The following is a 25,854-nucleotide window of genomic DNA, read 5'->3' as shown; positions in this document are numbered from 1 at the left end:
GCTTCGGTGCGGGCTTGGGCTCAGGCTTTGGCACCGGCTTCGGTTTGGGTTTCGGAATCGGTTTGGGCGGCGCCGGTTTGGCGGCCAACTCATCCACCACCGGGGGCGGCGGCTCGACCACAGGAGGTGGCGGCGGTGGCGGCACAGGCGGCGGCGGTTCGACCACGGGCGGTGCCGGCTGGGAAAATTCGATGGTCATCGGCGGGATTTCCGGCGGCACAATCGGCAGCACCAGGGTGGGCTTCTGGCTGACCCAATAAATCACCGCACCGTGCAGGGCCAACACCAGCAACCCGAGCAGAATCCCTTCGCGCCGGCTGGAGAAGCGCTTCGGGGTTTTCTGCGTCCGCAACTGCCCCAACGGCGCGCGGTGCGGCCGGCCAAGGTCGACCAACTCACCACTCGGTGCCTGGCGCCATTGCGCCTCGTGTGCACTGGCGGCGGTCTGGACATTGCCCATTGATTCACTCCCTACGGTTTTGAAACAAAAAACCGACAGGCCTGCCTGGGAGGCCGTCGAGGGCTGAATCATCGGGGCCAGACGCTTATCTCTTAAAGTAATCTTTAAAGTTATGGATAGATCCGAAATGAATAAACGAAACATCCACAAACGCCAAAGCCTTGTTCTGTGCGGGCTGGCGACGAACAGCGTTTTTTCGATGCTTTCAAGGCATAAGAAATATTCATAAAAGGCATGGGATTTGTCAGCGGATGTGGATTCTTCGCACGCCCGTTTGGAACCCAACTCGCTCGCTCACCACCAAGGGTCCAACGCGCCGAGCTGGTTACACGCCGGCACATATTCGATAACACTCCTGACGATTCCTGATAAATGGGAGACGCTCAGCCTTGGAGAGCCCATGAATATCAACTCTAATTCCTCACAGATGCCGTCAAGTTATCAGTCGCTCGATTACCCGGCCGAGGCACAGCGTTTCGCCCCCCTCACACCGCCTCATTCCAATAAACCTCGCGCGCAAAATTTTGCCGAAAGTGCGGGAACGGCCCAGGACGGCGGGTTTGCGCTCATTACTCAGGCCCTGCAGGGCTTGACAAGTGCGCTCGCTTCGCTCAAGGCCATGATCATGAAGACTTCCAACGCCCGGGATCAGAGAAAGCCGGAGCCACACGCGCAAGCGTTTGTCGCCCAATCGGACACGAACCGAAAAACGGGTGAAAAAACCCAAACGCAAGAAAACGGCTATGAGCCCGTAGCCCATGGGCCCTATTCCACCGCACAGCTTCTGGATGGATTCTGGCAAAAGGGAGGCACGATGAATTGCGTCACCATTGCCGGAATAAAGGCCGCCATGCAGAGGTTCGGCGGCCCCAAAGAGATTTACTCGTCGGTAGAAAAAACGCCAGACGGGTATAACGTAAAAATGAGAGACAACCCCTACAAAACCTACCACGTGACCAATGCAGAACTTGCCTACGCCACCCGTCAATCGGGGTTCAGAGGCAACAACAAGCAGATACTCGATGATGCCAACTTCCTTTATGCCGTGAGTGCCAAGCGAGCGCAGTTCGAGAACAACGATGGCTATGCGCACCGCGGTTTCACGGCGGCCGTGGACAGCCTGAATACCTGGGAATACACCGGAGAAGGCCTTGGCCGACTGGGCTTGAATAACTATGTGCAGGAAACCGATGCATGGGATTTGATCAACGGCGCCGCTGGGATCATGGCCAGCAACGACCACGTCGTAGCAGTGCTCAATGGCGCTACAGACAATTACGGCAACCGGGGCTACAGGCCGGACTCGCGGGCAAGCGCCCTGAAGTTGCGCTAAGCACCGTGTGTTGCGGGTTATCAGGGTAAGATTTTATTTCAGAATAGCTCGTCAGTTGGCCATACTTCGCGCTCGATTGAGCCCAGGAAGGCCACCATGACCGCGCTGCACTACCGACTGAAAACCCTGTATGACGCTGAATAAATCCCTCGCCGGCTGGGGCCTGCTGGTGGTGCTGGGCTTGAACCTGCGGCCGATCCTCAGTTCCATCAGCCCGCTGCTCGGCGAAATCCGCCAGGCCACCGGCCTGAGTTTCCAGAGCAGCGCCCTGCTCACCAGCTTGCCGGTGGTATGCATGGGCCTGGTGGCCTTGGTCGGCGTGCGTGTGGAAGCACGCCTCGGCGAGCGGCGTGGCATCGCTCTGGGCCTGATGATGATTCTGCTGGCCTGCCTGGCGCGTTGGCTGATGGGCCAGGCGTCGGCGCTGCTGGTCACGGCCCTGCTCGGCGGCGCCGGGGTGGCGCTGATCCAGGCGTTGGTGCCGGCGATGATCAAGCGCGAGTTTCACCACCGCGTGCCGGTGGCGATGGGCGTGTATTCGGCCTCGCTGATGGCCGGTGGCGGGCTGGCGGCGCTGCTCAGCCCGGTGGTGGCTACGCACTTCCAGCAATGGCAGGCCGGGCTCGGCGTATGGCTGTTGCCGGCACTGGGCGCATTGCTGCTGTGGGCCTGGCTGCCGCTGGGCGCCGCCAGAAACCCTCAAGTGGCGCCGGCGTTCCAAGGCCTGCGTAATCGCCGCGCCTGGCTGCTAGCGCTGTATTTCGGCCTGGTGAACTGCGGCTATATGAGCATGGTGGCGTGGCTGCCGGCCTACTACCAGCAACTGGGCTGGGGCGTGCTGGCCAGCGGTTCGTTGCTGGCGTTCATGACCATCTTCCAGGTGATCGCCGCGCTGTTGATGCCAGTGCTGGCGCAACGCGGCATCGACCGCCGGCCCCTGCTCGGTATCAGCCTGCTGGCGCAGACCGTGGGTTACCTTGGCCTGATCTTCGCGCCGCTGGAATACCCGCATGTGTGGGTGGCCCTGTGCGGCTTCGGCCTGGGCGCGTGTTTCGCCCTGAGCCTGCTGCTGACCCTCGACCACCATCGCGACCCGCGCCAGGCCGGGCAACTGGCGGCCTTCGTGCAAGGCGTGGGCTTTTTGATCAACGCTCTGTCGCCATGGCTGACCGGCTGGCTGCGTGAGCTGACCGGCAATTTTGTCAGTGCCTGGGTGGTGCTGACGGTGACGGTGGTGGCGATGCTGGTGGTGACCCGCGTGTTCAGCCCAGCGACCTACCGCCCCGTGCCCGCTCTATAGATATGCGTTTAAGGTCTAGATAAAACAACAAAGCTTCATTGACGGAATAAGCAGCCCCCTTAAAATCCCGGTTCCCCTACAGGATGCCGGGCACCCCATGGACCTTCGCCAACTGCGCTACTTCATTGCGCTGAACGAGCACCGCAGTTTCGTGCGCGCTGCTGACGCCATGGGCATCACCCAGCCGGCGTTCAGTCGCAGCATCCAGGGCCTGGAGCAGGAATTCGGCTGTGTGCTGGTGGACCGCGCCAACAAAGACCTGCGCCCGACTCCCGAAGGCCAGGTGGTGCTGCAACACGCCTTAAGCCTGGTGCAAGGCGCGGCGCTGCTCAGCCACGAAGTCACGCGCATGACCAAGCTCGACGCCGGCGAGGTGCGCTTTGGCAGCGACGCGGTGGCGGCGGTAAACCTGGTGCCCCAGACCATGGCGCGGTTCATCACGGCCTACCCCAAGGTGCGCACCGCGTTGCAGGTGGATAACTGGGAAAAGCTCGGGCGCAGCCTGAGCCGCGAAGAAATCGAATTTTTTATCGCCGATGTGCGCCACTTCGAAGCCGACCCGAACTTCCAGACCCAGGCCCTGACGCCGCGCCGCAGTGTGTTTTTCTGCCGCGACGGGCACCCGCTGCTGGCCAAGGACAGCCTGTCCACCAACGACCTGTTCGGCTACCCGCTGGCCACGCCACTGATCGCGCCCGGCATTCGCAAATTGCTGGCCAACCTCAGTGGGCGCATCGATTTTGCGCCCGCTATCGAGCTGGAACAGTTCGCTGCGCTGGCGACCATCGTGCGCCAGTCGGATGCGATCGGCCTGGGCGCCGAAGAAGCCTTCGTCGATGCCTTCGCCCGTGGCGAGTTGCAGGTATTGCACTGGCGCAACCTGCCTCACGCCCTGGAGAGCCTGAACAACCGCTGCGGCGTGATCAGCCGCGCTGGGGTGCGCTTGTCGCCTGCGGCGAAGGCACTGATCGAGACGCTGTCGGCGCTGGAAAGCCAAGCCGATTGGCCCGCGCAAATGTCCCGAAATCATTGAAGCGTACGCCCATCTCGGCCATGACCTTGTGCGCCACGTTGGCCGTCATCTGGCGGATGTAGAACGGTTCCTTCACCACAAAGTGATGGATGCCATGGGTGCTGCCGAAGTTGAAGCAGAACGCCTGCAACGGCCACATCCACCATGGGTTCAACACCTGGGTTTGCTGGATCACATTGCCCAGTTCCACGTCGCCGTAGTAGTGCATGTTGGAGCTGACAAAGTGCAGACAAAAGGTGCGCAGCACGTTGGGGCCGATGATCACCACGGCGGCGATGTCGATCACGTGCATCATCTGCAAGGTGCCGGCGGACCAGTCAATCGGCGCGCCCATCAGGCTGGCGATGCCGTTGGCCGCATGGAAGCCGAGGAAGAGGTACCAGGCGCCCCAATGCAGCAGCGCCAGCGGTGCGTACACCAGCAGCGAGCGCTTGAGAATCTTCAGTTTGTGACCCCATGTCTTGGCGCGCAGCATGCGAATAAACGCCGACATCACGTTGTCGCCGACCATCAATAACCGCGCGAAACCCCACGGCTCGCCGTTGGTGATGGCGCGCTCTTCCATATCGGTCTCGGTGCCCGACACCTTGTGATGGTTGAGGTGCAGATGGCGGCGAATCCACGGGTTGATCGTACTCGGGCGCGCCAGCCACACCAGGCCCATCATCAGGTTGTGGGGCAGGCGCTGCTTGCGAAAGTACATGCTGTGGATCAGGTCGTGTTCCAGCTCGTGGGTCAGCGAGGCGAAAAACGCATTGAGCAGCAGGCACGCCCACCAGGCCATATGGCCAGTGATATACAACGCCGCCGAGCCGAGCATGCCGAGCAGGGCAAAGGCCAGGATGCCCGCGCCCAGCGCGTCCTGGTGCAGCAGCCAGGGGTGCTGCCGGCGCAACCGGAGGCCTTCGGCCAGCACCACCTCACGGATATGCGCCGAGCGTTGTTGCGCGTTCATCTGTTGGGGACTTGCAGAAGTACCGTGCATGCTTCCATCCTCTGGTTATCGATGCTGACATCCTGCACCAGGCCGTTGCGCAGGACGCTAGCCCCACACGCCAACCTGTTGACTGCAAGCGCCAATCGTCATGACCGAACCCACTTCGCTCGCCAGCTGGACCCGCGCCCTGCGCAAACAGCTCGATGCCCTGGGTCTCGACAGCGCCGCGCTGTGCGCGCAGGCCGGGCTCGACCCGCAGCAGATGGACGACCCGAATGCGCGCTACCCGCTGTCGGCGACCACGCGCCTGTGGGAACTGGCGGTGCAGGCCAGCGGCGACCCGGCGATTGGCTTGCGGGTGTCGCGGTTTGTCAGCCCCACCACCTTTCATGCGTTGGGTTACGCGTTGGTGGCCAGCGGCAGCCTGCGCGAGGTGTTCGAACGCATCGTGCGTTATCACCAAGTGGTCAGCGACGCCCTGGCCCTGGAGCTGGGCCGAGAAGGCGAGCGCTACTGCTTTCGCCTGCTGCAACCACCCGGCAGCCCGGCGCCGGCGCTGGAGGCCATCGATGCCTTCGCCGCGATCTATGTGCGCACCTGCCGCAACCGCTTGGGCCGCGACTACGCGCCGCTGGCGGTGTACCTGCGCAGGCCACAGCCGGACGACCCCAAGCCGTGGCACACGGTGTTTCGCGCGCCGGTGTTTTTTGGTGCCGAGGAAGATCGCCTGGAGTTTGCCGCCCAGGACTTCGACAGCCACCTGGACGACGCCAACCCGGAGCTGGCCGAGCATAATGAAACCGTGCTCAAACGCACCCTCGCCCAGCTGCAACCGCTGACCTGGGAACGCAAGGTGCGCGCCGCCATCGAGGCGCAATTGCCCGAAGGTGAGCCGAGCGCCGAACGGATCGCCCAGGCCCTGCACCTGAGCTTGCGCAGCTTGCAGCGGCACCTGGCGGATGAGGGCTGTCGGTTTGATGCGTTGCTCAATGAGTGCCGGGAGAACCTGGCGTTGTTGCACCTGCGCGATCCGCAGTGCTCATTGGCGCAGATCAGTCATCTGTTGGGGTTTGCCGATACCAGCAGTTTCAACCGCGCGTTCAAGCGCTGGACGGGGATGACGCCGGGGCAGTTTCGCGATGGGTTGCGATAGGCAGGGTCGCACCGGGGGCAAGCCCCCTCCCACAAGGGAATACATTCCAAGTGTGGAAGGGGGCTTGCCCCGATAGCGACAGGCCAGGCACCACAGACTCCAGATCAGTCAGCGCCCCCGATCCCGCCGCAATAACTTCCTCACCCGCGCCACCAGTGCCTTGGCCTCAAACGGCTTGAGCAAATAGTCATCCTCATGCAGTTCCAGCCCGCGCAGCCGGTCTTCAATCCCGCCCGGCGTAGTCAAAAACAGCAGCGGCGTCCCCCCCTTCAACCGAACCGCCTGCTGCAACTTCCAGGCGTTCAGGCCGGGCAGCATCACATCCAGGATGACCAGTTCGTAGTCGCTGCTTTCGACAAAATGCTGCGCGGCCATGCCGTTGGCCGCGACTTCCACGGTGTAGCCGGCCTCGTTCAGACCCTGGGCCATCCGCTGGGCACCTTCGGCTTCATGTTCCACTAACAGCACGCGCATAACACACCTCGATTGATCGTATGCACAGGCTAAGCGGGTTGGCGCCGGTTTGCTCACTTATAAAACCGATATTTGGCATAAACGGCGCTCGGTCGGGGCTTGCATGACGCGCTATTCTGAAACTTCGACCCACCACAGGAGGAACAACAATGAAAAGCCTCGTCGACCACCTCAGCCAATACGCCGCCTACCACCGCGACCCGCGCAATATCGCCAGCCACTTTATCGGCATCCCCTTGATCGTCGTTGCGGTGGCCGTGCTGCTGTCTCGCCCCGAATGGCCGGTGGGCGGGCTCTGGCTTTCGCCGGCGGTGGTGGTCGCGCTGTTTTCGGCGTGGTTTTACCTGCGCCTGGAGTTGGCGCTGGGTGGGCTGATGACGCTGCTGATGGGCTTGTCGGTATGGCTCGGGCACGTGCTGTCGGCGCAAAGCACGCTGGTGTGGCTCGGCAGCGGCCTCGGTATGTTTGTGGTGGGCTGGGTGATTCAGTTTGTCGGCCACTATTACGAAGGCAAGAAGCCGGCATTTGTAGATGACGTGTCGGGGCTGATCGTCGGGCCGTTGTTCGTGGTAGCGGAGTTGGCGTTTTTGCTGGGGTTGCGAGGTGACCTCAAGCAGCAGATTGAGGCACGGTCTGGCCCGGTAGTGCGCCGCGATCTGAAGTTGAGCAAGGTCTGAATGTGGGAGCTGGCTCCCACATTGTCTTGCGGTGTACTTAGGCTTTTTGCCAGACCTTGGGCTTGAAGAACAGGGTTTCGCCACGGGCCAGGCCGGTCAGGCTGTCGTGGTCTTTCACCACTTCGGCTTCGATCAGGTCAGCCTGGCCTTCGACCTTCAACGTCACCCGAGTGGTCGCGCCCAGCGGGCGAATATCGCGCACTTGCGCCGCGTGGTGGTCTTCCAGTTCATGCCGCGACAGCGACACTTCATGGGGGCGGAACAGCACGTGCTGGTCCTCACCCAAGTGCAGGCGATTGGAGTCGCCGAGGAAGTGGTACACAAAGTCGCTGGCCGGGTTCTCGTAGACTTCACCCGGTGAGCCGATCTGCTCGATCACGCCCTTGTTCATCACCACGATACGGTCGGCGACTTCCATGGCCTCTTCCTGGTCGTGGGTCACGAACACCGAGGTCAGGTTGATGTCTTCGTGCAGGCGCGCCAGCCAGCGGCGCAGCTCTTTACGCACCTTGGCGTCAAGGGCGCCGAAGGGTTCGTCGAGCAGCAGCACTTTGGGTTCTACCGCCAGGGCGCGGGCCAGGGCGATACGCTGGCGCTGGCCACCGGAGAGCTGCTCCGGGTAGCGATCCGACAGCCAATCCAGTTGCACCATGTTCAGCAGCTCATGCACCTTGACCGCGATCTGGCTTTCGTTTGGCCGCTGGTTTTTCGGCTTCATGCGCAGGCCGAAGGCGACGTTGTCGAACACCGTCATATGGCGGAACAGCGCGTAGTGCTGGAACACAAAACCGACGTTGCGATCACGCACGTCGTGGCCGGAAACGTCTTCACCGTGGAACACGATGCTGCCGTCATCCGGGGTTTCCAGGCCGGCGATAATGCGCAGCAAGGTGGTCTTGCCGCAGCCGGACGGGCCCAGCAACGCCACCAGCTCGCCACTCTGGATGTCAAGATTGATGCTGTTCAGGGCCTTGAAGGCGTTGAAATTCTTGCTGACATTACGGACTTCAATCGACATGACTTATTCCTCACCGGCGCTTTTGCGCAGGCGGTTGATACGGTTCTCGCTCCACTGCTTGAGCAGCAGGATGAAGAGCGCCAGGATCAGCAACAGGCTCGCGACGGCAAACGCGGCAACGTGGTTGTATTCGTTGTAGAGAATCTCGACGTGCAGCGGCAAGGTGTTGGTCACGCCGCGAATGTGGCCGGACACCACCGACACCGCGCCGAACTCACCCATGGCCCGTGCGGTGCACAGCACCACGCCGTAGATCAGGCCCCATTTGATATTCGGCACGGTCACGTGCCAGAACATCTGCCAGCCATTCGCGCCGAGCAGGCGCGCGGCCTCTTCTTCCTGGGTCCCCTGTTCCTGCATCAGCGGGATCAGTTCGCGCGCCACGAAGGGCACGGTGACGAAGATGGTCGCGAGCACGATACCGGGCAAGGCGAACACGATCTGGATGTCATGGTCCTGCAGCCACGGCCCGAAGAAGCCCTGGGCGCCGAACATCAGCACATAGACCAGACCGGCGATCACCGGCGAGACCGAGAACGGCAGGTCGATCAGCGTGACCAGGATGCTCTTGCCACGGAACGAGTATTTGCTCACGCACCAGGCCGCGCTGACGCCGAACACCACGTTGAGCGGCACCGAAATCACCACGGCGATCACCGTGAGTTTCAACGCCGACAGCGCGTCGGGTTCGAGGATCGCGGCGAAAAACGCGCCAAGGCCGTTTTTCAGGCCCTGGGACACCACGATAAACAGCGGCAGCAGCAGGAACAGGAAAAACACCAGCCAGCCAAGGCTGATCAGGATGCGTCGCGACACCGCGCTGCCACGCCGGGCTGCGTTGGCCGAGGACGCGGCGGAAATAGACGATTGGGACATGTTCCGCGCCTCCTTATGGACGTTCGATGCGCCGCTGCAGCAAGTTGATCAGCAGCAGCAACACAAAGGAAACCACCAGCATCAGCACACCAATCGAGGTGGCGCCGCGGTAGTCGTACTGGTCGAGCTTGACCATGATCAGCAGCGGCAGGATCTCGGTTTTCATCGGCATGTTGCCGGCGATGAAAATCACCGAACCGTACTCACCCACGCCACGCGCGAACGCCAGCGCGAAGCCGGTCAGCCAGGCAGGCAGCAAGGCGGGCACGAGAATGTAGCGGAACACCTGCAACGGCTTGGCGCCCAGGCAGGCGGCGGCCTCTTCGATTTCCCGGGGGATGTCGGCGAGTACCGGCTGCACCGTGCGCACCACGAATGGCAGCGTGACGAAAGTCAGCGCCAGGGTAATGCCCAGCGGGGTGTAGGCGATCTTGAAGCCCAGGTCGGCGGCAAACTGGCCCACCAGGCCGGTGGGCGTGTACAGCGCGGTCAGCGCAATACCGGCTACGGCGGTAGGCAAGGCGAACGGCAGGTCGATCATCGCATCGATGATCTTGCGGCCGGGGAAGGTGTAGCGCACCAGCACCCAGGCCAGCAGCGTACCGATCACGCCATTGATCAGCGCGGCATACAGCGCGGTGCTGAAGCTGAGTTTCAACGCCGCCAGCACGCGCGGTGCGGAAATGATGTTCCAGAACTGATCCCAGGTAAGTTGAGCGGCGTGTACAAACATCGCCGCCAGGGGGATGAGTACGATCAGGCTGAGGTACACCACGGTGTAGCCCAGCGTCAGCCCGAAGCCGGGTATGACGGGGGAAATACGACGCGACATAAGAGTCCTTGGTTAGCGGAACTGACACACAAAACCCGCAGGTGAATGCGGGCTCCGTGAGTGTGTGTTTCTCGGCTTACTGCGCCGTGTAGATCTGGTCGAACACACCACCATCATTGAAGAATTTCGGTTGGGCAGTTTTCCAGCCGCCGAAGTCTTTGTCGATAGTCACCAGGTCCAGTTTCGGGAACTGCTGGGCGTATTTGGCGGCCACTTTTGCATCGCGTGGGCGGTAGAAGTTTTTCGCCGCGATTTCCTGACCAGCCGGGCTGTACAGGTGTTTCAGGTATTCAGTGGCGATTTCGGTGTTGCCCTTTTTCTCGGCGTTCTTGTCGACCACGGCCACGGGCGGCTCGGCAAGGATCGACAGCGAAGGCACGACGATATCGAATTTGTCGGCGCCGCCGTCTTCTTTCAGGGCCAGGAACGCTTCGTTTTCCCAGGCCAGCAACACGTCACCCTGACCGTTGTTGACGAAGGTAATGGTCGAACCGCGCGCGCCGGTGTCGAGGATCGGCACGTGCTTGAACAGTTCTTTCACGTATTCCTGGGCCTTGGCTTCGCTGCCACCGGCTTTCAGTCCATAGGCCCAGGCGGCGAGGAAGTTCCAGCGTGCACCGCCGGAGGTTTTCGGGTTAGGCGTGATCACCGAAACGTCTTTCTTGATCAGGTCGCCCCAATCCTTGATGCCTTTAGGGTTGCCCTTGCGCACCAGGAATACGATGGTCGAGGTGTAGGGAGTGCTGGCGTCCGGCAGGCGGGTTTGCCAGTTTTCCGGCAGGGTCTTGCCGAGCTTGGCAATTTCATCGATGTCACCGGCCAGGGCCAGGGTCACGACATCGGCGCGCAGGCCGTCGATCACTGCCCGGCCTTGCTTGCCCGAACCACCGTGGGATTGCTGGATCTTGACGTTGTCGCCTGGGTGGGACTGTTTCCAGAAATTAGTGAACTCAGCGTTGTAGTCCTGGTACAGCTCACGGGTAGGATCGTACGAGACGTTGAGCAACTCGTAGTCCTTGGCAACGGCGGAACCGGCAAACACGGCACTGGCCAGGGCGGCCAGGGCATAACGGCGAATCGACGACATAGAAGGCTCCTGAAATTCTTGGGTGTTGGCTTTTTCTTATAGTTGCGGGTCTAGCATGCGAATCGCCGTGGTTGCTTAGCTCGGTTTGTTACCCGGGTTCTGCAGACGGAATTTTTCCTTGCGTTCAATCTGTACCACTTGTGCGTTGTGCACAGTGATTTCCACCGCGCCAAACCGCAGATCGCGCAGGGCGCTCTGGATCTCACGCAAAATGGCTGCTTCGTCCTGGCCGTCGACGCTACGTAGAGATGCGCTCATGGTCTCGCTCCTGAAATGAATAGTGCCTCGCAGTGGCGGCACTGCTTGCGGCGTGAGGGCGATAGTAGATAAGCACGGATATTCTTAAAAATACTATTTAAGAATGTTTATATAACCAGAAAGAATTTTCTGATGGGGCGAGGGGTTGCGCGGCGATTTTGTCTTCACGCTAGAAATAAAGCCTTGTGAAGTTCCAACGGTGGGAGGGGGCTTGCCCTTTCCCACAGTTGGACGGCGTTTCAAGGTTGGATCATGGGTGCCCGGTCCCAATCAATTTCATGTGCCGGCATCGGCCGACCAAACCAGTACCCTTGGCCCAGGTCGCAGTGTTGCTCCAACAGGAACCTTGCCTGCTCCACCTGTTCGATCCCCTCGGCATGCACCTGCATGCCCATGCTTTTGGCCAGGGCGATCACCACGCGCACAATTGCCGCGTCGTCTTCGTCCCACGGCAGCCCGGCGACAAAACCCTGGTCGATCTTGAGCTTCTGCACCGGCAGACGCTTGAGCCGCAGCAGCGAAGAGTAGCCGGTGCCGAAGTCGTCGATGGCCAGGCTCAAGCCCAGTTCACGCAGGCGATGCAGTTGTTCCAAGGCCACTTCCGGGTCGTCCATCACTGCGCTTTCGGTGACTTCCAACTCCACGAGGGCGGGGTCCAGGCCTGTCTCGTGCAGCACTTGGGCGACTTGCTCGTAGAGTTCACGCCGGGCAAACAGGCGGCTCGACACATTGATCGCGATGAAACTCAACGGCACGCCAGCAGCCAGCCACTGGCACATCTGGCGGCACGCCTGGTCCATCACCCAACCGTCGATATCGGCAATTAATCCGGTGCGTTCGGCGATGGGAATGAATTCGCCCGGCGGCACCAGCCCGCGTTCCGGGTGTTGCCAGCGCACCAGCGCTTCGACGCCGATCAGGCGCCCGCCGTGCAGATCGTGCACCGGCTGGTAGTAGACGCGCAGTTCCTGCTGCTCGAGGGCGCGGCGCAGTTCGCCGGCGATTTCCACGCGGTTTTGCGCGTGGGCGGTCAGCTCTTCGGTATACAGGGCATAAGCTTCGCGACCGACACTCTTGGCCTTGAACAGCGCAGAGTCGGCATTGCGCAGCAGTTGCTCGGCGCTCAGTGCGTCATTGGGGAACAGGCTGATGCCAATACTCGCGCTGATAAACAGCTGGTGACCGTCGAAGATAAACGGCTGCTTCATAGCATCAAGCATGCGCTGGGCCAACGCCGCCGCTTGCACCATCTGCGGGCAGCTTTCGACCAACACGGCAAACTCATCACCGCCCAGGCGCGCCAAGGTCACACCGCGGCCGAACAGCGCCTTGAGCCGTTCGCCCACCAGCTTGAGCAATTGATCGCCGACGTTATGCCCAAGGCTGTCGTTGATGATTTTGAAGTGGTCCAGGTCCAACAGCAGCAAGGCACAGCCACGCTTGTGGGTTTGTGCCGAGGCCAGCGCCTGCTCGGCGCGGTCGGTGAACAACAGGCGGTTGGGCAGGCCGGTCAGGGGGTCGTGATGGGCCAGGTGCGCGAGCTCGTGCTCGGAATCCTTGATGGCGGTAATGTCGGAGAAAACCGCGACATAATGGCTGACATGGCGCTGATCATCGTGGATGACGCGGATGGTTTGCCACTGCGGGTAAATTTCGCCACTTTTGCGCCGGTTCCAGATTTCACCGCTCCATTCGCCCGTGCGCTCCAGGCTTTCAAACATCTGCTGGTAGAAATGCGACGAATGGCGACCGGACTTGAACAGGCTGGGCTGCTGGCCCATGACGTCTTCGCGCTGGTAGCCGGTGATCGCCATAAACGCGCGGTTGACGTGCACGATCAGCCCCTGTGCATCGGTGACCAGCACGCCCTCGCGGGTGCAATCGAACACTGCAGCGGCCTGGCGCAGGCGCTCGCGGTTTTCTTTCAGCGGTTGCTGCAACTGATGTGCGCGGGCAAAACGCGCGCATATCAGGTAGATGGCCAGCGCGCTGAGGGCCACCCAGACGTACCCGCGCACTTGCAGCCAGCGCCCCAACTCCCGCGGTTCATCGAGAAAGTTGATCAATAAATGGCTGCTGAGCTGGAGCCACGCGATGGAAACCAGCAGGTATACCAGCCCCGCACGCAGGGCACCTCGGTATGAAAACAGCATATGGTCAGTAATCCTTACCCAAAAAACATAATCGCCCCACAAACGCTGCGGATTATAGAATAAGAAACATCCAGTCACTCCTATCTGAAAGGGCGGCTGGTTTTCTCTGTAGGCTTAGTGATAATGCGTGAGCTGTTTTTTTCTTTATCTGAGGGCCATACAGCCTATGTGGTACAACGGTTTTCTTGACTTGTCGGCCTGGCAACTGGTGGCAGTCACTCTGTTGATGACCCACGTGACCATTGTTGCGGTCACGGTCTATCTGCACCGCTATTCAGCCCATCGCTCCCTGGAGCTCAATGCCGGCCTGAAACACTTCTTCCGCTTCTGGCTGTGGCTGACCACGGCGCAGAACACCCGCGAGTGGACCGCCATCCACCGCAAACATCACGCCAAATGCGAAACCGTCGACGACCCGCACAGCCCGGTCATCAAAGGCCTGTCCACCGTGTTGCGCACAGGCGCCGAGCTGTACCGCGCCGAAGCCGAAAACCCCGAGACCCTGCGCATCTACGGCAAGAACTGCCCGGACGACTGGATCGAGCGCAAGATCTACACGCCTTACCCGCTGCTGGGCGTGGCGATCATGGGCGTGATCGACCTGCTGCTGTTCGGCACCATCGGCATTACCATCTGGGCGATCCAGATGATGTGGATTCCCTTCTGGGCGGCCGGCGTGATCAACGGCCTGGGGCATGCCGTGGGCTACCGCAACTTCGAATGCCGCGACGCCGCCACCAACCTGGTGCCGTGGGGCATCATCGTCGGCGGCGAAGAGCTGCATAACAACCACCACACCTACCCCAACTCGGCCAAGCTGTCGGTCAAGAAGTGGGAATTCGACCTGGGTTGGGCCTGGATCAAAGTGTTCAGCTTCCTGCGCCTGGCCAAGGTGCAGCGCGTGGCACCGATTGCCCATCGCGTGGAAGGCAAGGGCCACCTGGACATGGACACCGCCATGGCGATCCTCAACAACCGCTTCCAGATCATGGCCCAGTACCGCAAGTTGGTGATTGGTCCACTGGTCAAGCAGGAGCTGGAAAAGGTCGATCACTCGGTGCGCCACCAGTTCCACCGCGCCAAGCGCCTGCTGTCGCGTGAAACCAGCTTGCTGGATGATCGCCACCACCTGCGCATCCAGAGCATGCTGGAGCATAGCCACGCGCTTAAAGTGATCTATGAAAAGCGCCTGGCGCTGCAACAGATCTGGCTCAAGACCAGCTCCAATGGCCACGATATGTTGGCGGCCATCAAGGAATGGGTACACGAAGCCGAGGCCAGCGGCATCCAATCCCTGCGGGATTTCGCCCACCAATTGAAGACCTATTCGCTGCGCCCTGCAGCGGTCTGACAGGCCCGTGGGAGGGCTCGTCCTCCCACCTATCAGCTTTTTGGCGTCATTTCTCGGTCACCGCCAATCGGGCCTGTTGACGGAACTTCACTGCAATTAGCCTCTCTCAATGAACACTTCGCCATCATGGTGGCCCTTGTAGTGACCGCTGTTCCATCCTGCGGCCCGCCCAGAGAGAGTTGTACCGATGGTTCACGAAAAGTCCTACTCAACCGATACGACCACTGCTGAGCATCCCCGCCCAGCAGCGGCGGCGACCCTGCTGGCGTTGATGCACGCCCAGGGCGAAGTCGAGCGGCTGAGTGAGCGCGAGCAACTGCTGAGTTCACTGCTGGTCAGCGTGAATGCGGTGCTGTGGGCCATCGACTGGGAAACGCGCCGTGTGCTGTACGTGAGCCCGGCCTACGAACGGGTGTTCGGCCGCTCTGCCGGCCTGTTGCTGGCCGACCATCGGGAATGGCGCAACAGCATTCACCCCGAAGACCTCGACTACGCCGAACACAGCCTGGCGCGCGTGCTGGAACAGGGCGCCGTGGAGGACCGCGAGTACCGCATCATCACCGCTGACGGGCAGATCCGCTGGCTGAGCGACAAGTGCTATATCAACCAGCAGGTAGAACCCGGCGAACCGGTGATCGTGGTCGGCATGGCCGAAGACATCACCGAAAAAAAGCAGATGGAACTGGAGTTGCATCGCCTCGCCACCACCGACGTGCTGACCCAGAGCAGCAACCGTCGGCACTTCTTCGAATGCGCCAACCATGCGTTCGACAGCGCCTGTGCCCAGGGCGCGCCGCTGGCGTTCCTGCTGCTGGACATCGATGACTTCAAGGACGTCAACGACACCTACGGCCACCTGGAGGGCGATCAGGTGTTGCGGCGTATCGCCGAGAGCGGTCGTGGGGTATTGCGCCGTGGCGACCTGTTCGGGCGCATTGGCGGCGAAGAGTTCGCCGCCGTCTTGCCAGGTTGTGCGCCGGAAATGGCGTTGCAGGTGGCCGAGCGCCTGGGCAAGGAGATTCAGGAACTGAGTTTCAGCTTCGAAGGCCAGGCGTTCAACGTGACCATCAGCCAGGGCCTGGCTAACCTCACCGAGCAGGATTCGACCCTGGACAGCCTGTTCGCCCGCGCCGATGCCGCCATGTACGAGGCCAAGCGCCTGGGCAAGAACCGCGTGGTCGCCGGCTAGACATGTAAACGATGTCCCCGGTTTGTACCGGGGCTTGCCCCCTCCTACATTTGGATGCCTCCATCTTCTAGGACTTGCGCACCCGCGTAAGCTCGGCCAATCCCACTTTCAGCAAGCGCGCGGTTTTGCTCGCGGCCAGCTCTTCCAGGCCTTCGTGCTCGGTCAACCGCGCCATCTGCGCCGCCAGGTTCACCACCAGCGCATCCCGGGCATACACCCCGCCCTCAAGGGAATAGATCGCCGCAATCAATTGGCGCAACGCCAACGGCAAACGCCAGCGCGCGCGCAGGGCCGAGCCATAGGCTGCGCCAAAGGTGGAGAGGGATTCGCCGATTGCCTCCTCATCCAGCGCACCGCCACCCAGGCGCCAGTCTTCCAGGCAGCGCAGCAACGCCAGGTCGCCCAGCCGGTGCAGGATGCCGGCGCTGTAGCAGCGCTGATGGTCCAGTTCGAGCATGAACGCCAGACGGCGGGCGTAGTCGGCGGTGTCCTGGGACAATTGCCAGTGACGCTCGGCATGCACCACCAGCGCCGGGTCGCTCACTACCACGTTGTGCTTGAGCGCCAGGCCGAGGATCAGGTTCATGCTTTGCCCGGCGGCCAGCTTGTGCAAGGCCTCGTGCAGGGTTTGCACCGGTGCGCCGTGATAGCCGGCACTGTTGGCGGCGGCGATCAGCACCGCGGTGACTTGCGGGTCCATGCGCACCAGGTCTTCGAGGCGCTTGAGGTCCAGCCCTTCAGGCCCGAGGCTGCTTTGCACCGCCGCCCTTACATCGACGCGCAACGGCGCACCATCGCAGACCTCTCGACGGCGCTCCAGAAACACCGGCAACGTCATGCCCGGCGCCAGCGCTGGAATCGCGCAATACACGCTTTCGCCTTCGTTCAGCAGCAGGTCTTGCAGGCGCTGGGTCAGGCCTTCCATGTTCAGGGGTTTGGTCAGGTACGCGGTGGGCGCCAGGGGCAAGGCTTCGCGCACGCTGGCGGTGTCATTGCGACTGCTCAGCAAAATGAACGGCAGCGCGGGCGAGCGGCGCTTCTGGCGCACGTTGCGCAACAGGCTCAAGCCATCGATGCCCGGCAGCTCCCAATCCGCCAGGATCAGGTCATAGGCCTTTTCACGCAGCAGCGTGGCGGCCTGCTGCCCATCGGCACACACGTCCAACCGCGCGTCGCAACGCACATTCAACAACACTTGCTTGAGCAGATCCCGTGACCAAGGGTCCGCTTCCGCGATCAACACTCGGGGTACAGCCGGCAAATCAACAGCAGTCATCCAGCACGCTCCATCGGCAATGCTTGCAACCTTAGTCAATGCAAGTGCCTTCGTACAATGAACAGGGCCTGAATGTGTTTCGTCGGGCATAAAAAAACCCGCCGAAGCGGGTTTTTTCTGTCGATCAGATCAGTTTCCGATTACAACTCGGAGAAGCACTCTTCAATGATCGCCAGGCCTTTGTCCAACTGCTCGTCCGGCGAGGTCAGTGGGACCAGTACGCGCAACACGTTGCCGTAGGTGCCGCAGGACAGCAGGATCAGGCCCTTGTCACGCGCCTTGGCCACCACCGAGGCAACGGCCGCCGCGTTCGGCTTGTGGCTGTCGCCGCCTTCGAACAGCTCGACCGCGATCATCGCACCCAGGGCACGCACTTCGCCGATCACCGGGTACTTGGCTTGGATGGCCTTCAGGCCAGTCACCAGGCGCTCGCCGACAGCCTTGCAGCGGTCCAGCAGGTGTTCTTCTTCGAACACTTCCATCACGGCCAGGGCCGCGGCGCAGGCGATTGGGCTACCGGCGTAGGTGCCGCCCAGGCCGCCTGGCGCGATGGCGTCCATGTATTCGGCCTTGCCGCACACACCGGCCAGCGGGAAGCCGCCGGCGATGGATTTGGCGAAGGTGGTCAGGTCGGCAGCAACGCCCATCTGTTCCATGGCGAAAAAGGTGCCGGTACGGCCGGCGCCGGTTTGCACTTCGTCGGCGATCAGCAGGATGCCGTGCTTGTCGCACAGTTCGCGCAGGCGCTTCATGAAGGACTTAGGCGCGACGTAGAAACCGCCTTCGCCCTGCACCGGCTCGATGATGATCGCAGCGATATCGCGCGGCTCGGCATCGTTCTTGAAGATACGTTCGATGCTGGCGATGGCGTCGTCGTCGCTCACGCCGTGCAGTTCGTTCGGGAACAGCGCGCGGAACACGCCGCCTGGCATCAGGCCCATGCCGGCCGAGTAAGGCACGACTTTACCGGTCAGGCCCAGGGTCATCATGGTGCGGCCGTGGTAAGCGCCGGTGAAGGCGATCACGCCGGCGCGGCCAGTCGCGGCACGCGCGATTTTCACGGCGTTCTCAACGGCTTCGGAACCGGTGGTGACCAGCAGGGTTTTCTTGGCGAAATCACCTGGCACCTTGGCGTTGATTTTTTCGCACAGCTCAACGTACGGCTCGTAGGCCAGTACCTGGAAGCAGGTGTGGGTCAGCTTGTTCAGCTGCTCGGTCACGGCGGCGATGATTTTCGGGTGCACGTGGCCGGTGTTCAGCACGGCGATACCGCCGGCGAAGTCGATGAACTCGCGACCTTCAACGTCGGTCACGGTGGCGTTCTTCGCGGATTCGGCGAAGATCGGGTGAATCTGGCCAACACCGCGCGGTACAGCGGCTTCGCGGCGTTTCATCAGGGATGCGTTGGTCTTGCTCATAAAGTCCTCATTCGCCACTCATCGGGTGGCGCGGTCCAAGGAATACGTGGCGGGGAGGCAACTACGGCAGCATGCGATGATCGACTGCCACAGCTTTCCCGGCCACTACGAATAACGGTTTGAATCACGCAAAGGGTCAGCGCTCTCGTGCCCCTTGCGTTTGCTGCGATCTGCCGCCGAGCTTAGATGCCCAGGCAGAGGTATTTGATTTCCAGGTAATCCTCGATCCCGTACTTGGAGCCTTCACGGCCCAGGCCCGAAGCCTTGATGCCGCCGAACGGCGCCACTTCGTTGGAGATCAACCCGGTATTGACGCCGACCATGCCGTATTCCAGGGCTTCAGCCACACGGAACACACGGCCCAGGTCGCGGGCATAGAAGTAGGACGCCAGGCCGAACTCGGTATCGTTGGCCATCGCAATCACGTCAGCTTCGTCTTTGAAGCGGAACAGCGGTGCGAGTGGGCCGAAGGTTTCTTCCTTCGCCACGGCGGCGTTTTTCGGCACGTCGACCAGAATGGTCGGCTCGAAGAAGTTGCCTTCCATCACCTTGCCACCGGCCAGCAGCTTGGCGCCTTTGCTCAGGGCATCCGCGATGTGCTCCTGAACCTTGGCCACGGCTTTTTCGTCGATCAGCGGACCGGTGGTGGTGCCGTCTTCCAGACCGTTGCCGATCTTGAGCTTGGCCACGGCCACCTTGAGTTTTTCGGCGAACGCGTCGTACACCGAATCCTGGATGTACAGGCGGTTGGCGCAGACGCAAGTCTGGCCGTTGTTGCGGTACTTGGAGATGATCGCGCCTTCGACGGCCTTATCCAGGTCCGCGTCGTCGAACACGATAAACGGCGCATTGCCGCCCAATTCCAGGGAGACTTTCTTGATGTCCTTGGCGCATTCGGCCATCAGCTGGCGACCGATTTCGGTCGAACCGGTGAAGGACAATTTACGCACGATCGGGTTGCTGGTCAGCTCACCGCCGATGTCGCCGGCGCTGCCGGTGACCACGCTCAGCACGCCTTTCGGGATACCGGCACGGTGCGCCAGCTCAACCAGGGCCAGGGCCGAAAATGGGGTTTGCGAGGCAGGCTTGATCACCATGGTGCAACCGGCGGCCAGGGCCGGGCCGGCTTTACGGGTGATCATCGCGGCCGGGAAGTTCCACGGGGTGATCGCAGCGGTCACGCCGATCGGCTGCTTGATCACGATCAGGCGCTTGTCAGGCTGGTGGCCGGGGATCACGTCACCGTAGATGCGCTTAGCTTCTTCGGCGAACCACTCGATGAAGGAGGCGGCGTAGACGATTTCGCCCTTGGCTTCGGCCAGCGGCTTGCCCTGCTCGAGGGTCATCAGGCGACCGAGGTCGTCCTGGTTTTCGATCAGCAATTCGAACCAACGGCGCAGCTTATTGGCGCGCTCCTTGGCCGTCAGCGCGCGCCAGGCCGGCAGGGCCTTGTCGGCGGCTTCGATAGCGCGGCGGGTTTCGGCCGCGCCCATCTTCGGCACGGTGCCGAGAATCTCGCCCGTGGCCGGGTTGTTGACCTTGATGGTTTGACCGTTGTCCGCATCGACCCAAGCGCCATCGATAAAGGCTTGCTGGCGGAACAACTGGGTATCTTTGAGCTGCATGTCGGCTTTCCTTAACAGCACCGCGCGCACGCGGAGCGAATTAGAGTTGTTGAAAGGCGCCTGGTGGGCTGCCGTCAGGGAAATCAGCCCCAGCACGCACGATGAAGGAAATGGCGCACGGGAGACAGAGCGTTTGAAATCTCAAACGAATCCTAGGATCAATGGGGGTACAGGGCAATAGTCTGTTCGAAAAAAAGAACGAAAACCGCGCATTTGCCGAATCTTTCTGATCAGCGTGTTTCTGCCGGGTTCCAGCGCATTGACCGCTGGTATCCGCCGCAGGGCCCCTGCGAGGCGAATTCCTACCTATAAACGGCCAAAGACCAGCATGGACGCCCAAGGGCGACATGGGTATGATGTCGCCCGCACAAGCATCCGTAGCTCAGCTGGATAGAGTACTGCCCTCCGAAGGCAGGGGTCGTGGGTTCGAATCCCGCCGGGTGCACCAGACACAGATGAAAAAGCCCCAGCTCGAAAGAGCCTGGGGCTTTTTTGTGGGTGATTTTTTGTAAGCCTTGTGGCGCAACTTTCTGGAATTTCCGGATAGTTGCATCTCATATGGGCTCTTATGATCTCAGGCCGGCAGTTGACACTGCTCCTAGCCTGCAATCCTGCGTTACGTGTGTTGTGACGCATTGAATAGGGCGTTGGCCTGAACGTAAATAAATCTGTCCCTATTTTCCCCACATTGTTGGCCTCTAGGGTGGGTAATTGCACTCCATCTGACCGCCCATTTGCATTGCACTTGCCCACTCATTTGCATTCGACTTGCCCACTCATTTGCATTCGACTTGGCCAATCGTACGCATCGGATTGGGGCAAAGAACGCACGGCGGTGGCCTTTTCTCTCTCCCGATGTGTCGCGCTTACAGTCTGCCCTGTTATGCTGATTCAGCAATCCGGCGTGTAGATAAGATGCTATACGGCATTAAGTGACAGGAATGTCGGCTAATTGATAGCTAGGGAAAATTGAGTATGCGTCGCTTAATAGCCAACGGATTTGTGTTTGTCAGCATTGCGATACTCTGTTCCGGCTGCACATCCTATTCGTCCCAGCCGACAATCAACGAACCCGCTGAACCCGAAACACAAGAAATTATCTCCAGCTTCAGTTACGCAATAAACTCCCCATGGAAAGACAGTCGCTTCGCCAAGGACGCATACGCAGCGACACTCAAAGTCATTTCCGATGCACAGGATACGGACTCCAGCCTCGCCGCTCCGACCCTGCCGGCATTAGAAATAAAGATCTCGGAGTTCTCATCTGGCGGCGCTTGCGGACAAGATTACTTGACGGGCCTGAGTCTGGGTTTGATCCCCAGTTGGTGTACGCGGACAAACCTTTTCAAGTTCGATTTTATATTGAATAAGGATCAGCGCTTTTGCAGGCAGAAAACCTACTCGATAAACTCCACGTCGTTTTCACATCTCACGATGATTCCGTTTGCACTATTCAATACGGACAATCAGCCATTGACGCTTTATCAGGCGGCGCTTAAAGATTTTCTTCGGATAGGTCAATGTGCGACGCGTTGAGAGGCATGTTGACAGGCTTTGTTTTGCGGTTACGGGGGCTCTTCGGGCGTTAGAACGCTTGAGGTTTATCTCAGGTAGCGGCAGCTTTTGGCCGTTTTTTGCCGATCAAAGCCACCCAGTATGCTGGTCAAATCCGATGCAAACGACTGGTCAAGTCGAATGCAAATGGGTGGTCAAGTCCATGCAACTTCGCATCTAGGGAATCAAGATGACCAGCGTGTTTCCGATCACCAGGTGGTGAGGACAGCTGATATGCAATGCGACTGGCTCGAGGTAGATTGACTACCTGACAACACGGCGGGAGAACATCATGGAAGACACCCCTTTGCTTGCGTCATTACTCAAGCGCATGAATGAAAACCGACTGGCCCTGGGGGCAGCTATCGAGGAGCTGTCAAACTGGGTTGAGCAAAGAGGATCTACAGAAGTGGCACAGAACATTCGAGGGGCACTGGATACCCTGGATGGAAATGCAGGATTTATCACCCTTGCGCTTGCCTCACTTGCTGCAGAAGGTCGAACGAAGAAGTAACTACTCAGCTGGATGGCAACACATCACCAACCATCTGGTGTTCCTTTACCTACCTCGAAAAAGTGGCCAGAACGAAGCGCCGTGTATGCCCAGGTGTATGCCTAACCGAATAACCACCAAATATACCCAATAAATACGGGCCTTTTACTGTCCAGTTCAAACGACGCCGGGGCACCAGACACAGATGAAAAAGCCCCAGCTCGAAAGAGCCTGGGGCTTTTTTATGGGTGCGAATTATCGCTTCTGCAACGCCTCCAACCGCGCCGGCAGGTCTTCCTGGGGAAAGCGCTTGTGCAACGCCAGCAGCTTTTCATCCGCTGCTCGGGTTTGCCCCGACTCTCGCAGCTTCAAAATCTCCCGCAACCCCTCCTCCAACGAAGGCAACGCCACCGGCGCTCGCTTGCTCAGTTTTGCCGCAGGTGCGTCCGCCAACGAGTCGGCGATTTCAGCTTGGGCCGGTGCACTTTCGGCCTTGGGAGCGGTGGCCATACGGGCCATCGGCGCGGGGGCGGAGAAGGCTTGCGGCGCGGAGCGCGCGGGTTCTTCGTGGAGTGCGGAGAAGGTCGCGGTGGATATCTCGGGTGGCGGCACGGGGGAGCGTATGACCAGGCCGATCATGAGCGCCACGCCGGCGACGGTGGCGAATACCATTTGCCAGCGCGGTTGTTGGCAGGCGTGCAGCCAGCGTTGCAACAGGCTCGGCTGCGGCGTCGGGGCTTCGCGGCGGGCGGCGTTGAGGATCAAGGCGTCGAGGGACGCGGGCGGTTCGCCGGTGCTGTGTTGACGAAAATGCTGGATCAGGTCGTCGTCAGGGGTGTGTCGGGATTCGGTCATGCGGGGATCTCCTCGGCCAGCAGGCGGCGCAGTTTCTGCTGGGCGTAACGCAGGCGGCTTTTCACGGTTTCCAGCGGGGCGCCGGTGAGGGCGGCGATTTGCGGCACTTCGAGATCGCCGTGCAGGCGCAGCAGGAAGACTTCGCGCTGGTCTTCGGGCAAGCCTTGCAACGCGGCGTCGAGCCGCGCCTGGTCGCGGCTCAGGCTCAGTTGCTGTTCAGGCCCGGCGCTGTCGTCGAGCTGGGCGTGCAGTTGCTCGTCATAGCTGTCGTGCAGCGGGTTGTGAATGCCGTGCTTGCGCCAGTGGTCGATCAGGCGGTTGCGGGCAATCTGGAACAACCACGTACGAAAACTCGCTCGGCCCTGTGGCTGAGTGTTGCTGCGGATCAGGCTGAGCCAGGTCTCCTGGTAGATTTCCTCGGCCAGTTCGGGCTTGTTGCACAGCGACACGAGGAAGCGGTACAGGCCCTGGCGGTGCCGCGCGTACAAGGCTTCGAAAGCCGAAGCGTCGCCGGTGCGGTAGCGGGCCAGCAGCGATTCGTCGCTGGGTGGATCGTCTGGTACGGCCATGTAATGGGCGAACTCCTTTTTATCAGCCGAAGCAGGATTACTGTGGTCGGGTCAGGGTTTTAGACTCTGGGCCAGTTCGACCAGTTGCACGAATTCGTTGCGCAGGCCGAACGGGTCGTCGCCTCGGGCCGAGCGGGCGAGTGCGGCAGTGTCCTGCAGGCTCATGCTGCCAGTGTAGCGGCCATCCCCCTTGAGCTGTTGGGCGAAAGCCGCCACGGCCGCCGCGAAGCGCAGGTCGTCGCTGGCCTGGGTCGATGAGGTGCCGATAGGCCGTTCGATCAGTTGGCTGTCGCCACCCGCCGCAGGCTTGTAGCGCAGCCGCAGCAGCGCCAGTTCAGAGGAGGTGTTCTGCGCCGTAGGCGCAGCGCTGTAGCGCAAAGGCTCCAGCCAGCCCTTCTGGCCCTTTGGCACAATTTCATACAGCGCGGTGACGGTATGCCCTGCGCCAATCTCTCCAGCGTCGACTTTGTCGTTGTTGAAATCCTCACGCTTCAAGGCACGGTTTTCGTAGCCGAGCAGGCGATATTCGCTGACCTGCGCCGGGTTGAATTCCACCTGCAATTTTACATCCCGCGCCACTATCGCCAGGGTTGAGCTGAGCTGGTCCACCAGCACCTTGCGGGCTTCACGCAGGTTGTCGATATAGGCGTAGTTGCCATCGCCGGCGTCGGCGAGTTGTTCCATCAGGTGTTCGTTGTAGTTATCCACGCCAAAGCCGAGGGTGGTCAGGGACACACCGCTTTTGCGCTGCTCGACCGCCATTTGCTTGAGGCTGTCGAAGTCGCTGACACCCACATTGAAATCACCGTCAGTGGCCAGCAGGATGCGGTTGATGCCCTGCTCGATAAAGCCTTCGCGGGCCATCTGGTAAGCCAGTTGGATGCCGGACGCACCGGCCGTGGACCCGCCAGCGGTGAGCTGGTCAATGGCGTTGCGGATCCTGGTTTTTTCGCGGCCGGACGTAGGCTTGAGCACCACACGCGATTCGCCAGCGTAGACCACCAGCGACACACGGTCCTGGTCGCGCAACTGATCGACCAGCAATTTCAGGGTGCTTTTTACCAGCGGTAAACCTTCGCGTCGGTCCATGGAGCCGGACACATCCACCAGGAATACCAGGTTGGCCGGCGCCAGCTCCGCCACGGCGCGGTCGGAGGCCTTGATACCGATGCGTAGCAGTTGCGTATGCCGGTTCCATGGCGTGGCGGCGACTTCGGTGGTTACGCCAAAGGGCGAACCGTCAGTGGGCAATGCGTAGTCATAGGGAAAGTAATTGACCATTTCCTCCAATCGCACAGCGCCTTCAGGCGGCAGCCTGCCTTGGTTGAGAAAACGCCTGACATTGGCATAGCTGCCGGTGTCGACGTCGACGCTGAAAGTGGAGACGGGCGTTTGCGCCACGCGATGCACCGGGTTGTCCGGCAGGTTTTGGTATTGCTCGCGCGGCTCGCTGCGGTATTGCATCGCCGTCGAATCCTGCAGGGCCAGTCGCGCGGTCATCGGGGCCGGAACGGACATTCGCTTGAGCAGCGCCCCCTGCACCGGCTCGCTGTTCATTTCAGCAATCGGTGCAACCTGCTCAGGCCTGGCGACATCACGGGAAGAAGGCATACCACAACCGGCCAGCGCGACACACAAGGTGACGGCAAAACCCTGGGCTGCAAGGCGAAAATGACGACGGGACATTAGCTTAACCTCATGTATGAATGATCCGCTCACAAGGTCAGACGCAAACATACGAGCGTTCGGGTTAACGCCCGGCACACGGTGCAAGCGACGTCACGCTGTGGATACTCATCCAGCAGCGACGGGCCTACGCTACAAAAAATAAACATTCAGTTAATAAAAACATTCGCTTTAAACGAAGCGGCGAAGACTAACTCGGACACATATCGGCCTTTGGAAATACCTCCTGACACTGGCAGCTTTATAC

23 protein-coding genes, 1 tRNA gene and 1 pseudogene are annotated in these 25,854 nt (G+C 60.7%); 10 read left to right on the top strand and 15 right to left on the bottom strand.

What is annotated here, in order from left to right; translation table 11 throughout:
- Positions 1-460, bottom strand: a pseudogene (locus tag WBR57_RS26945) (energy transducer TonB); the annotation flags it as partial.
- A gap of 400 nt (positions 461-860) precedes the next feature.
- Between WBR57_RS26945 and WBR57_RS26940 the strand changes: the two are divergent.
- From WBR57_RS26940 to WBR57_RS26930, 3 genes are all read left to right on the top strand, one after another.
- Positions 861-1,793, top strand: a complete 933-nt coding sequence (locus WBR57_RS26940; RefSeq protein ID WP_424088178.1) for a hypothetical protein — start codon at positions 861-863, stop codon at positions 1,791-1,793.
- Between the two features lie 130 nt (positions 1,794-1,923).
- Positions 1,924-3,093: a CynX/NimT family MFS transporter gene (locus WBR57_RS26935; protein WP_424088176.1), complete on the top strand. Its 1,170-nt coding sequence runs from the start codon at positions 1,924-1,926 to the stop codon at positions 3,091-3,093.
- 97 nt (positions 3,094-3,190) lie between these two features.
- Complete coding sequence (locus tag WBR57_RS26930; RefSeq protein WP_424088174.1) at positions 3,191-4,126, top strand: LysR family transcriptional regulator; 936 nt, start codon at positions 3,191-3,193, stop codon at positions 4,124-4,126.
- Here the strand turns inward: WBR57_RS26930 and WBR57_RS26925 are convergent.
- Positions 4,017-5,111 (bottom strand): fatty acid desaturase, encoded by a 1,095-nt coding sequence (locus WBR57_RS26925; protein ID WP_424088173.1) that lies wholly within the window; start codon positions 5,109-5,111, stop codon positions 4,017-4,019. The genes WBR57_RS26930 and WBR57_RS26925 overlap by 110 nt on opposite strands.
- Positions 5,112-5,211: 100 nt before the next feature.
- Here WBR57_RS26925 and WBR57_RS26920 point away from each other — a divergent pair, with 100 nt between their 5' ends.
- Positions 5,212-6,216, top strand: a complete 1,005-nt coding sequence (locus tag WBR57_RS26920) for an AraC family transcriptional regulator (protein ID WP_424088171.1) — start codon at positions 5,212-5,214, stop codon at positions 6,214-6,216.
- Positions 6,217-6,324: 108 nt separating this feature from the next.
- Here the strand turns inward: WBR57_RS26920 and WBR57_RS26915 are convergent, their stop codons facing one another.
- Positions 6,325-6,690: a response regulator gene (locus tag WBR57_RS26915; protein WP_424088169.1), complete on the bottom strand. Its 366-nt coding sequence runs from the start codon at positions 6,688-6,690 to the stop codon at positions 6,325-6,327.
- Between the two features lie 149 nt (positions 6,691-6,839).
- Here WBR57_RS26915 and WBR57_RS26910 point away from each other — a divergent pair, with 149 nt between their 5' ends.
- Entirely contained in the window at positions 6,840-7,367 is a 528-nt protein-coding gene (locus WBR57_RS26910) for a DUF962 domain-containing protein (protein WP_424088167.1), read from the top strand.
- 37 nt (positions 7,368-7,404) lie between these two features.
- Here the strand turns inward: WBR57_RS26910 and WBR57_RS26905 are convergent, their stop codons facing one another.
- From WBR57_RS26905 to dibA, 6 genes are all read right to left on the bottom strand, one after another.
- Positions 7,405-8,385: a sulfate/molybdate ABC transporter ATP-binding protein gene (locus WBR57_RS26905; RefSeq protein WP_424088165.1), complete on the bottom strand. Its 981-nt coding sequence runs from the start codon at positions 8,383-8,385 to the stop codon at positions 7,405-7,407.
- 3 nt (positions 8,386-8,388) lie between these two features.
- Complete coding sequence (cysW, locus tag WBR57_RS26900; RefSeq protein ID WP_424088163.1) at positions 8,389-9,261, bottom strand: sulfate ABC transporter permease subunit CysW; 873 nt, start codon at positions 9,259-9,261, stop codon at positions 8,389-8,391.
- 13 nt (positions 9,262-9,274) lie between these two features.
- Entirely contained in the window at positions 9,275-10,093 is an 819-nt protein-coding gene (gene cysT, locus WBR57_RS26895; protein WP_424088161.1) for a sulfate ABC transporter permease subunit CysT, read from the bottom strand.
- 76 nt (positions 10,094-10,169) lie between these two features.
- Positions 10,170-11,180 carry a sulfate ABC transporter substrate-binding protein gene (locus tag WBR57_RS26890; protein ID WP_122537822.1) on the bottom strand — a complete coding sequence of 337 codons (1,011 nt, stop codon included), beginning with the start codon at positions 11,178-11,180 and terminating at the stop codon, positions 10,170-10,172.
- A 75-nt stretch (positions 11,181-11,255) separates the two neighbouring features.
- Entirely contained in the window at positions 11,256-11,438 is a 183-nt protein-coding gene (oscA, locus tag WBR57_RS26885) for a sulfur starvation response protein OscA (RefSeq protein WP_003170956.1), read from the bottom strand.
- 239 nt (positions 11,439-11,677) lie between these two features.
- Complete coding sequence (gene dibA, locus WBR57_RS26880) at positions 11,678-13,591, bottom strand: phosphodiesterase DibA (RefSeq protein ID WP_424088159.1); 1,914 nt, start codon at positions 13,589-13,591, stop codon at positions 11,678-11,680.
- A 166-nt stretch (positions 13,592-13,757) separates the two neighbouring features.
- Here dibA and desA point away from each other — a divergent pair, with 166 nt between their 5' ends.
- Both desA and WBR57_RS26870 read left to right on the top strand, forming a co-directional pair.
- The gene (gene desA, locus WBR57_RS26875; protein ID WP_424088157.1) at positions 13,758-14,942 is read left to right on the top strand and encodes a delta-9 fatty acid desaturase DesA; all 1,185 of its coding nucleotides are present in this window, start codon (positions 13,758-13,760) and stop codon (positions 14,940-14,942) included.
- 187 nt (positions 14,943-15,129) lie between these two features.
- Positions 15,130-16,131: a sensor domain-containing diguanylate cyclase gene (locus tag WBR57_RS26870; RefSeq protein WP_424088154.1), complete on the top strand. Its 1,002-nt coding sequence runs from the start codon at positions 15,130-15,132 to the stop codon at positions 16,129-16,131.
- Positions 16,132-16,198: 67 nt separating this feature from the next.
- Here the strand turns inward: WBR57_RS26870 and WBR57_RS26865 are convergent, their stop codons facing one another.
- The 3 genes from WBR57_RS26865 to gabD all read right to left on the bottom strand — a co-directional run bounded on the left by WBR57_RS26865 (position 16,199) and on the right by gabD (position 20,450).
- Positions 16,199-17,407, bottom strand: coding sequence for an HDOD domain-containing protein (locus WBR57_RS26865; RefSeq protein ID WP_424088152.1), 1,209 nt, complete (start codon positions 17,405-17,407; stop codon positions 16,199-16,201).
- 140 nt (positions 17,408-17,547) lie between these two features.
- The gene (gene gabT / locus WBR57_RS26860) at positions 17,548-18,825 is read right to left on the bottom strand and encodes a 4-aminobutyrate--2-oxoglutarate transaminase (RefSeq protein WP_106577350.1); all 1,278 of its coding nucleotides are present in this window, start codon (positions 18,823-18,825) and stop codon (positions 17,548-17,550) included.
- 182 nt (positions 18,826-19,007) lie between these two features.
- Positions 19,008-20,450, bottom strand: coding sequence for an NADP-dependent succinate-semialdehyde dehydrogenase (gabD, locus tag WBR57_RS26855; protein WP_424088150.1), 1,443 nt, complete (start codon positions 20,448-20,450; stop codon positions 19,008-19,010).
- Positions 20,451-20,821: 371 nt separating this feature from the next.
- On the opposite strand from gabD, the gene WBR57_RS26850 reads away from it, so the two are divergent.
- The 3 genes from WBR57_RS26850 to WBR57_RS26840 all read left to right on the top strand — a co-directional run bounded on the left by WBR57_RS26850 (position 20,822) and on the right by WBR57_RS26840 (position 22,518).
- Positions 20,822-20,898: transfer RNA gene (locus tag WBR57_RS26850), tRNA-Arg, on the top strand.
- Positions 20,899-21,425: 527 nt separating this feature from the next.
- Positions 21,426-21,986 (top strand): hypothetical protein, encoded by a 561-nt coding sequence (locus WBR57_RS26845; protein WP_424088148.1) that lies wholly within the window; start codon positions 21,426-21,428, stop codon positions 21,984-21,986.
- A gap of 310 nt (positions 21,987-22,296) precedes the next feature.
- Positions 22,297-22,518 (top strand): hypothetical protein, encoded by a 222-nt coding sequence (locus WBR57_RS26840; RefSeq protein WP_424088146.1) that lies wholly within the window; start codon positions 22,297-22,299, stop codon positions 22,516-22,518.
- A 234-nt stretch (positions 22,519-22,752) separates the two neighbouring features.
- Here WBR57_RS26840 and WBR57_RS26835 read toward each other — a convergent pair whose 3' ends face one another.
- The 3 genes from WBR57_RS26835 to WBR57_RS26825 are packed head-to-tail and all read right to left on the bottom strand — an operon-like array spanning position 22,753 to position 25,607.
- On the bottom strand, positions 22,753-23,352 hold the full coding sequence (locus tag WBR57_RS26835) for a hypothetical protein (RefSeq protein ID WP_424088144.1): 600 nt from the start codon (positions 23,350-23,352) through the stop codon (positions 22,753-22,755).
- Positions 23,349-23,921 carry an RNA polymerase sigma factor gene (locus tag WBR57_RS26830; protein ID WP_424088142.1) on the bottom strand — a complete coding sequence of 191 codons (573 nt, stop codon included), beginning with the start codon at positions 23,919-23,921 and terminating at the stop codon, positions 23,349-23,351. Before WBR57_RS26830 ends, WBR57_RS26835 begins: the two co-directional genes overlap by 4 nt.
- 51 nt (positions 23,922-23,972) lie before the next feature.
- Positions 23,973-25,607 (bottom strand): vWA domain-containing protein, encoded by a 1,635-nt coding sequence (locus WBR57_RS26825; RefSeq protein ID WP_424088140.1) that lies wholly within the window; start codon positions 25,605-25,607, stop codon positions 23,973-23,975.
- Positions 25,608-25,854 lie beyond the last annotated feature (247 nt).

The sequence above is a fragment of the Pseudomonas sp. genome, from assembly GCF_049590575.1.
In the GTDB taxonomy this organism is placed as follows: Bacteria; Pseudomonadota; Gammaproteobacteria; order Pseudomonadales; family Pseudomonadaceae; genus Aquipseudomonas.
Note: the sequence above shows the minus strand (reverse complement) of the source record. Positions and strands in the feature narration are given on the sequence as shown.